This window comes from uncultured Porphyromonas sp. (assembly GCF_934359325.1).
Classification (GTDB): Bacteria; Bacteroidota; Bacteroidia; order Bacteroidales; family Porphyromonadaceae; genus Porphyromonas_A.
The window spans coordinates 1-9,894 of record NZ_CAKRLH010000052.1 but is presented as its reverse complement, the minus strand read 5'-3'; the positions used below and the strand labels follow the sequence as shown (position 1 = coordinate 9,894).

The window sequence follows — 9,894 nt, the reverse complement described above, 5'->3', positions numbered from 1 at the left end:
ACATTCAGCCGGGATAGTTGGTGAACTTGCTCCAGAATCGCTACTTTTGTAGACTGTGTGAGAAAGGATCTATGCCGGAAGGATACTCCGACAAAGCCATCAACATTTATTCACCCCATCAAGAAAAATGAAGAATTCCTCGGCAAAAACGCTTGCTATCTGTGCGATGACACTTGGGATAGGTCTCCAGCTGACTGGCTGTGGGTCCCGTCCGCTACTGAGATCAAAAACCGCTGCAATGCAGCAACAGAGGTCCTCGACTGACGAGGCAAAGACCAACCCCTACGACACGATAGCGGTGGAGAAGTACAAGTATGGCGAGGGACTATTCGATCTCTTTCGCACCGCTGACGGAGAGCTCTACTTCAGTATCCCGAAGGATCTCCTGGGACGTCACTTCCTGATCGTCAATAGGGTGCTGGAGGTGCCGCCTGAGATCAACGATGCCGGCATCAATACAGGGATCAATTATGAGAACATCCTCATCTCCCTCTCTCTCGATGATCGGGACAAGAACCTCTATGTAACTAATGCCAAGCCTCTTCCCAGGGTCCCTGAGGAAGATGCAATCAGAGGATCTGTACTGGAGAACTACAGATCCCCATTTATGGGTAAGCTCCCGGTCACGGCTTTCTCCGGAGACTCCACCAGGGTGATGGTAAAGGTCACCAAGTACTTCGACGGCAGGAGCACCCTCTTCAACCACCTCTACCAGGGCATCAACATCCCCACGGGGATCGATAGCGACCTTTCACGGATCGTCAGCAGTCACGTCTTCGAGGACAATCTGTCCATTGTCTCCGACCTGACGACCTCAGTCGATGAGGGAAGCGGTCCCGTGTACTTGACTGTACGTACTGCCTCCTCCTTTGTCCTCCTGCCTCAGGAGCCCGTCGCCGGACGTCGTCTCAGCCCGAGGGTCGGCTACTTCACCGTCCCCGACTCCTTCTACTCCGATGACCGGAACGACATCATCAGCGAGGAGGTGATCACCCGCTGGCACCTCGCCCCGAGCGACACGACTGCATACCTTGCAGGTCAGCTGGTACCACCGACTCATCCTATCGTCTTCTACATTGATCGGAATACACCTCCTAAGTGGAGGACCTATATGAAGAAAGGGATCGAGGACTGGAATAAGGCCTTCGAGCAAGCAGGCTTCAGCGGGGCTATCCGAGCCGAGATCCTGCCGGACAGCGTGGATCCACTGGACCTGCGTTTCTCAAAGATCAATTACATCGCCAGCACGCAGGAGAATGCCATGGGACCCTCGGTCTACGACCCCCGCAATGGAAGCATCATCCAGGCGGATATCATCTGGTGGCATAATGTCCTCAATATCCTGCGGGAGTGGATGGCTCTGCAGACCGGGGCCTCTCGACCTGAGGCTGCTACCTGGGACATACCGGATGAGTTACTGGGAGAGGCGATGCGCTTCGTCGCCTGCCATGAGACCGGGCACTCTCTGGGGCTGAGGCATAATATGGCATCTTCCTCAGCCTATAGCGTGAGGGACCTGAGGGATCCGGACTTTACCTCCAAGCATGGGACAGCACCCAGCATCATGGACTATGCGCGATTCAATTATGTAGCGCAACCCGGCGATGGGGTCACCTCATTCGGTCCCAAGATCGGTCCGTACGACCTCTTTGCCATCGAGTATGGCTATAGGTGGTATCCCGACCAGGACAGCGAGCGACGTGGGCTAAAGGAGCTGCTGAGCAGTCACCGGGGTCCCCTCTACCGCTACAGCGAGGCACAGGACAGCCGTCAGGCACTTGATCCACGCGCACAGACGGAGGATCTAACAGACGACCCCATCGAGGCCTCCACCCTGGGCATCGCTAACCTCAAGCGTATCTGCAAGAGTATACTGCCGATGACAGCCTCCTCAGAGCGCCACGGAAACTACGAGCAGGCGGGTCTCATGTACCACGCCCTCATAGCTCAGTGGAATACCCTACTCTTCCACCCGATGGCTATGGTAGGTGGTATGTACCTCGAAACACCTCTCAGAGGTGATCACCAGGAGACCTACAACTTTGTACCCAAGGAGAGGCAGCGCCGGGCAGTGCAGTTTTTACTTAAGGAGGCAATCACAGATACAGACTGGCTCTTCAGTGAGCCTGAGGTGCTGAAGTACACCTACCCCCTTAAGAACTCCCCATCCGGCACCTTGGAGATGTCTCCGACACTTGTACTCAGCAACACGCAGGGCTACCTGCTCTGGGATCTGCTGGACAATAAGCGACTCGTCAGGATGTCCGAGAATGAGAGGATCAACGGCTCCTCAGCCTATAAGCCAATCGACCTGATGGACGACATCTTCTCCACTATCTTTGCCCCTACCCTCTCACGGCGTCCACTCACCGTAGCAGAGAGGAGGGTGCAGAAGAACCTCCTCGATACACTGCTTGAGAGCGTCTCCGCCGCTAAGGTGACGAAGGACGGCAAGACACTCACCCTCCACGACACTGAGAGAGCCGGTGTGATGAGAGACGTCAACTTCAATGGCACACTGAGCGACCGAACATCAGATGCCATCTCTGCCAAGAGAGCGCTCATGCAGCGGATCTACAGGACGATCTCTCCACTCACCTCCTCTGGTGATGAGGCTACAAGAGCACACTACTATGATATGAAACTGCGTATAGAGAACGCACTCCATAAGTAATACCTACGCCTTACAGTAAGACTGAATTATGGAAATGAAACAACGACCGGTCCGCATCGCCCTAAGCATCATCTTGATGGTGCTGTATGCGGTGAGCGGACAAGCACAGGACAATGTCCGGACCATACAAGGCAAGGTGACCGATGCGGGAACCGGAGAGTCATTGATCGGTGCCACCGTCTTCATCAATCCGGAGGATAGTGCCGGCAAGGGCTTCGAGCCGCAAGGTACCGTCACGGACTACGATGGCAACTACCTACTCAAGATACCCGTGGGTGTCAAGAGTGTCATCGTCAGCTACATCGGCTACGTCTCTCAGACCATAGCCATCGAGCCCGGCAAAGGTGTCTACAATATCTCCCTCGAGGAGGATCGTGAGACACTTGACGAGTTGGTCGTGACCGGGTATCAGAAGATCGAGAAGCGCAAGCTCACCTCATCTGTCGAGACCATCAGTGCTGACAAGGTGACTCAGGTGGCCGTCCCCAGCGTCGACCAGATGCTCGCAGGTCAGATCGCCGGAGTGGTGGTGGATCCCTCGTCCGGAGGTCCTGGCTCTGCCGGGTCGATCCGCATACGCGGTACAGTCTCCCTCACGGGCAACTCTGAGCCCCTCTGGGTCTTGGATGGCATCCCGCTCAGCGGGGATCAGGTGCCGGGAGGAGTCGATGCCTCGCAAGACATCTCGGATCAGCTGCACAACACCTCCATCGCAGGACTCAACCCCTCCGACATCGAGAGTATAACGATCCTCAAGGACGCCGCTGCCACTGCCATCTATGGAGCTCGTGCTGCCAATGGCGTCATCGTCATCACCTCCAAGCGAGGCAAGGAGGGCAAGATGGTGGTCAACTTCCGTGGCGACGTCTTTGCCACCCGTCGACCCAATGCGGACCGGCTCAACCTCCTAAGTGCTGACGAGAAAGTCGACCTTGAGCTCGGACTGCTGCGCAATCCTCTCCACACCTATCGCTCAGAGTATGGTGATGTAGCAAGGATCATCAAGGAGCATGGTCTGACAGAGGGCTACATTGCTCAGGGGTCATCCGCCCTCACTCCGGAAGCCACAGCAGCAATCAATGCGCTTAGGAGCGGGGGTACCGACTGGTTTGCCGAGATCTATGAGCCTACTGTCAATCAGCAGTACAGCCTCAGCCTAAGCGGCGGATCCGACAAGACGCGGTACTACCTGTCTGCAGGATACTATACGGAGGACGGCACCACCAAGGGCACCTCCTTCGACAGGTACAACCTCACCTCCAACATTGACTTCCGCCCCATCGAGTCGCTCACCTCTCGTCTGAGCCTCTTCCTCAATCAGACCGACCGAAGCACCTACCTTGCCAATGGTCCCTACTCTAATGCCCAGAATTACACGCGGCGCGTCAATCCCTACCGTCGACTCTTGGATGAGGAGGGAGAGTACATCTACGACCCGGATGTGGTCAATGCGGAGGACAAGGTCATCCCATTCAATTACCGAGAGGAGCAGGAGAATACGAAGTACACCCTCAAGGGACAGTCCGTCAAGGCGGTGCTGGACCTGGAGTACCACCCTATCCAGTGGCTCAGGGTCACCACTCAGCTGGGACTACAATTTGATAATAATGCCACGGAGCAATTTGGGGACGAGGACTCCTTCTACACCCGCCAATTCAAGGCCTCCAAGATCTACAAAAAGCAGACGATCCTGCCGGACGGGGGCATTATTCAGAACTGGAACGATCGCTTCTTCCAGTACAACTGGAAAAATCAGCTCTTCCTCCACCACATATTTGCAGAGAAGCACGACCTCGACTTTATGGCGGGTGTAGAGCTGCGCCGTAATAGCTTCACCAACATTCGGACGAAGGGCTTTGGCTTCGACCCTGCGAGCCTTACCACCAAGCCTCTGATCCTCCCGGAGGACTATGCGGGCAAAAACGATGTCTCCCTGCTCCCCTACCACAAGCAGTTTGTGGAGAATGCGTTCGTCTCCTTCTTCTCCACATTCAGCTATACCTACGATGACAGGTACACATTCTTCGGGAGCTTGCGTCTGGACGGCTCCAACCTCTTCGGCGTCGATCCTAAGTATCGGTACCTGCCTCTCTGGTCCGTCTCAGGCGCATGGAATGGTGGAGCGGAGGATTTCGCTCGAGACATCGACTGGCTCACCACACTTAAGGTGCGAGCCTCCTATGGACTGCAGGGCAATATCGACAAGGAGACGAGCCCCTTCGTAAAGGGCGAGTGGAAGACCACCTCCTTCTTCCCCAACATCAACGAGCCCCTGGTATCGGTCACCTCGCCACCCAATCAAAACCTCCGCTGGGAGAAGACCAGCACCACGAATGCAGGATTTGACCTCGGTCTATGGGATCGGATCAATATCTCATTCGACTGGTACTATAGGTTCTCCGACGACCTGATATCGATTAAGTCGATCCCTCTGGAGAATGGATTTAACTTCGTCAACCTCAACTGGGGTAAAGTATCCAACAGAGGATGGGAGCTAGCTCTAAATACCACCAATATCTCCACCCGTGACTGGACCTGGACAACTGGTCTCAATATCTCCCGTAATAAGAGTAAGGTCCTCGCCTATAACGTGTCGGAAAATAGCTATCAGCCCTCGCTGGAGGGCTATCCGGTCAATGCCGCCTTTGCCATCCCTACCGCCGGGATCGACCCTGAGACCGGCTTGATGCGATTTGCGACGAAGGAGGGCGGGACTGCCGGGTACACCGACTTCTATCACCTCTCCACTGGTATCTGGGGCGATGTGGTGACGGATCTCGATCACGCTCACTTCAGAGACCTCTACGAGTATATCGGAGACAGGGACCCGAAGTTTACCGGAGGTCTGTCGACCATGCTTCGGTATAAGGACTTCGACCTCTCACTCTTCAGCTCCTTCTTCATCGACAAGATTGCTCAGAGACAGCCACCCTATAATCCTACGCGAGTAGATCCGGGGGTTAATTACACGTCAGACATCTTCGACGCATGGAGTCCGGAGAATAAGGGCGGCACGCTACCAAAGATCCTTGGGAAAAAGGGTGATGACCTGTCCCCGGAGCAAAATCTCGCTACCGACTGGCTCAACTCCTACGATCCCGCCGGCACCTACTCAGCCTATGACATCTGGTTTAAGCACCTCAGCTACCTGCGTGTCACCAGCATTCGACTCGGGTACACACTTACGAAGGAGAGACTGGGAGACTGGCCCCTGGAGCGCATGCGCTTTAGTCTCGAGCTCAAGAACCCCCTTGTCCTCAGCACCGACTACTCCGGCTACTTCGATCCCGAGAGCTACGGAAATATCTTTGCCCAGCCTGTGGCACAGACCATCTCTGCTGGTATCCAGGTCACACTCTAATCATCTATGACTGATATGAACAGCTACCACAAGACTTTACTCCCTGCGCTACTTACCGGTCTGATGACGCTTCTCCTCAGCGGATGCGATAAGTTCTTAGATATTGTCCCCAAGGGGCAGGTGATCCCCTCTACCACATCAGAATACCGAGCAACGCTCAATAATGGGTACAAGCAGGCACCCGGGTATATCCTCACCAATATGCGGGGCATTACCATAGATCCACAGCCGGATCCCTTCGGGATGGGGCTGGACGAGTATGAGAGCTACAAGACGATCTACAAGTGGGAGGACACTGATAATAACAGTGGACGCTCTGAGTCGTACTCCTACTACTCCTACTACAAGGGGATCTTCTTTGCCAACTCCATCCTCCTCGCTGATGCTGAGAAGGTGAGGGAGGACGACAGGCAAGACAGCTTCCGTCAGCTCCGAGCCGAGGCTCACGCGCTGCGAGCCTACTATTACTTTGAGCTCGCCAATCTATATGGCCCCGTCTGGTCTGAGTCTGCCAAGGGTATCTCTGTCGTCCCTATCAATAATACGATCGATACCGAGCAGTCTTTCCCACCCGCCACACTGGAGCAGCTCTACGATCAGATCCTCGCCGATATCAACGCTGCTAAGGAGGAGGTACAGATGGATCGCTACAGTGACCCACGCTACCGCTACCGCTTCTCAGGCGAGGCGATTTACGCGCTCAGCTCTCGGATCCACCTCTACCGAGGAGAGTGGCGAGAGGCTCTTGATGACGCTGTCAAGGTCCTCAGTATAAGCGACAAGCTGGAGGACCTCCGCCACACCGGTGACAAGGCTTTGCTTCCTATGGACTATAGGTCAGAGGAGTGCATCATCAGCTTCACTCCGTCTATCAAGACGACCATCAGCTTCTCCCAGAAGCTCTCCGACCAGTTAGTCGAGCTCTACGAGGAGGGAGATCTCAGGATAGACAAGTACTTCCCCGTGGACGAGGGTTATGGCTACAGGCTACGCAAGGCTGTCGGTCAGACATACGACTGCACGATACGTCGCTCAGAGGTCTACCTGACGGCGGCTGAGTGCCTCTCTAAGCTGGGCGAGGACGAGAGATCTGCTGAGATGCTCACAACCCTGCTGACCCATAGGCTGTCGTCAGACGCACTCTCCGAGGCGAAAGCCAAGTACTCCACCCTCCACGGTGCAGAGATGACCCGGTACATCCTCGAAGAACGTCTCAAGGAATTTGCTCAGGAGTGCGGACACGACTGGTACGACTTTAAGCGATCCGGTCAGCCGGAGCTCCGCAAGACAATACACGGAGAGGAAGTGATCCTCCAGGACCACGACCCACGGTACGTCATCCCCCTGCCCACAGAAGCTCGAGAGAACAACCCCTACCTGTCAGTAAAATAATCCCCCCCCCGCGGCAAGGGACAGATCGTCCGCTACACACGTCTACTCACCCTAACAGTCACTAACGTAATAGAGATATGACCAATTCACTCAGAGAGACAGCCCGTATGTCGCTGACTATATCAGCTCTCTGCGCCACCCTGATGCTCGGCAGCACTCCTCTGCGAGCGGAGGTGACAGAGACCTCATCTCCCGGCACCGAGGTCCAAGCAGAGAAATTTATCGTCACCGGTGTGGTAAAGGATGCCACCGGTGAGACACTGCCCGGCGTCGGGATCCACATCAAGGGTCAGGAGGGAGCCTTCGGTACCGACGGTGAGGGAAAGTTTGAGATCAACATCAAGTCCAAGACCGCTACGCTGACCTTCTCCTACATTGGCTTCAAGACCGAGGAGATAAAGGTCAAGGCCGGGGACAACATCACCGTGGTGATGAAGGAAGACAGCGAGCTCCTCGAGGAGGTGGTGGTGACCGGATTTCAGACGAAGAATAAGAATAGCTTCACCGGCTCCTCCACCACGATCGAGAAGGATAAGATGATGACCATGGGGACCCAGAGCATCATGCAAGGCATCGAGGCCTTCGTCCCGGGTGTCGTCTCCATAGACAACTCCCTCATGGGCTCCAACCCTAACGCTAAGCCGGAGCTGAATATCCGCGGGCGCGCCACCTTTGAGGGCAAGGCCAATATGCCGGTCTTCGTGGTCGACGGATCGATCGTCACCTCGGACTTCGTCTTCGATATGGATATGAATGATATCCAGTCCGTCACCGTCCTCCGCGATGCCTCCGCCACCGCACTCTACGGGGCGAAGGGATCCGCCGGCGTGGTCGTCATCACGACGCGCCCGATGGAGGGCGGCAAGCTCAAGCTGAGATACAACGGGACCATCCGGAGCTCCATCCCCGACCTCTCCGACTACCACCTGCTGGATGCGGAGCAGAAGCTGGAGTATGAGCGACTGGCCGGGGTCTTCTCGGACGACAATCCCGAGGAGCGGTACAAGAAGGAGCTGGAGTATGCCGCCATTCGCGAGCAGATCGCCAGAGGAGTCAATACCGACTGGATGGCCAAGCCGCTTCGCGTCGGGCTGTCTCAGAACCACAACATCAATATCGACGGAGGCGATAACTACGCCCGCTACAGCCTCGGACTGCGGTACGGCAAGGATCAGGGTGTCATGCGCGGCTCCGGTCGTGATCGCCTCAATACGACCTTCAAGCTCTCCTACAGCAAGGACGAGCTCTTCTTTATCTCCAACCTCGCTCGCGTGAGCTTTGTCAACGGTCAGGACTCTCCCTACGGAGACTTCAAGAGCTTCGTCGATGCCAATCCCTACGACAGTCCCTACGACAAGGACGGCAACCTCCGCCACCTACTGACCCACAAGCTGATCAATCCGCTCTATGAAGCCACGGCAGGCAACGTCAGCCGGTCAAGTGACTTCGACTTTTTCGATACCCTCACCTTCCGTATGTGGCTGGCTGACTTCCGCATCGATGCCGACGCCACTCTCCAGAGAGGGAAGTCGGAGCGGATCAATTTCGTCTCCCCTCGCTCCGGTAAGGAGCTCGAGAAGGCCAAGCTAAGTCAGCGAGGAAGCCTCTCGGAGACCTTCTCCAAGTCGAGCGACTTCTCAGGCAAGCTCATGCTGTCTTACAATAAAAATGTCCTCGAGGACCTCTTCCTCAGCGCCATGGCGGGGAGCAACATCGAGTACCGCACCTACCAGATGTCACGCTACAGCTCTGTCGGGTACTACTCAGACAAGCTGCCCAACCCCGGCTTCTCCTCCGGCTACCCTGCCGGTGGTCGTCCGGTGAGTGAGGATAGGATCATCGCCGGAGTAGGCTTCTTTGCCAATCTCAATACGATCTACAAGGAGAAGTACTTCCTCGACTTCATCTACCGTTACGAGGGGTCCTCTCTCTTCGGTAAGAACTCCCGCTTTGCCCCCTTCTGGAGTGCCGGTATCGGATGGAACATCCACAAGGAGCCCTTCATGAAGGACCTGAATGTCAATCTCCTCAAGCTCCGTCTCAGCACTGGTTACCTGGGGAATGTCTCCTTCTCTCCCTATCAGGCGATGACCACCTACCGCTACGGCGAGGACCTCACGTATGTCAAGGGCGCCGGTGCCGTGCCGATCACGATCGGGAACCCTAACCTGCGCTGGGAGCGGACACAGAATAATAACATCGGTCTCGACCTCAATGTCTTCGACAACCGATGGGATCTCTCCCTCGACCTCTACATGAAGATCACCGACAACCTCCTCCTCGACGTCACCAAGGCACCCTCTGTCGGTGTCGCGACCGCTAAGGAGAACGTCGGAGAGATCGAGAATAAGGGTATCGAGCTCAGCACTCGGATCGTACCGGTGAGGACAAAGGACTGGAACTGGACCGTCGCCATGACCTACTCCTATAATAAGAATAAGATCCGCAAGATCAGCGACGCCCTCAA

Annotated in this window: 4 protein-coding genes; all 4 read left to right on the top strand. The window is 55.6% G+C overall.

Going from position 1 to position 9,894, the window contains the following annotated elements; translation table 11 throughout:
- Positions 1–238 precede the first annotated feature (238 nt).
- Entirely contained in the window at positions 239–2,674 is a 2,436-nt protein-coding gene (locus tag Q0F21_RS03350; RefSeq protein WP_297237403.1) for a zinc-dependent metalloprotease, read from the top strand.
- Between the two features lie 28 nt (positions 2,675–2,702).
- Positions 2,703–6,035, top strand: a complete 3,333-nt coding sequence (locus tag Q0F21_RS03345; RefSeq protein WP_297237401.1) for a SusC/RagA family TonB-linked outer membrane protein — start codon at positions 2,703–2,705, stop codon at positions 6,033–6,035.
- 6 nt (positions 6,036–6,041) lie between these two features.
- Positions 6,042–7,427 (top strand): RagB/SusD family nutrient uptake outer membrane protein, encoded by a 1,386-nt coding sequence (locus tag Q0F21_RS03340; RefSeq protein ID WP_297237399.1) that lies wholly within the window; start codon positions 6,042–6,044, stop codon positions 7,425–7,427.
- A 77-nt stretch (positions 7,428–7,504) separates the two neighbouring features.
- Positions 7,505–9,894: SusC/RagA family TonB-linked outer membrane protein (locus Q0F21_RS03335; RefSeq protein ID WP_297237397.1), on the top strand; the 2,390-nt coding region annotated here is incomplete at its 3' end.

What these genes read in the sequence shown, in the direction of transcription:
- Q0F21_RS03340 (WP_297237399.1), top strand. Translation starts at nt 6,042, where the DNA reads ATGACTGATATGAACAGCTACCACAAGACTTTACTCCCTGCGCTACTT.
- Q0F21_RS03345 (WP_297237401.1), top strand. Translation starts at nt 2,703, where the DNA reads ATGGAAATGAAACAACGACCGGTCCGCATCGCCCTAAGCATCATCTTG.
- Q0F21_RS03350 (WP_297237403.1), top strand. Translation starts at nt 239, where the DNA reads ATGCAGCAACAGAGGTCCTCGACTGACGAGGCAAAGACCAACCCCTAC.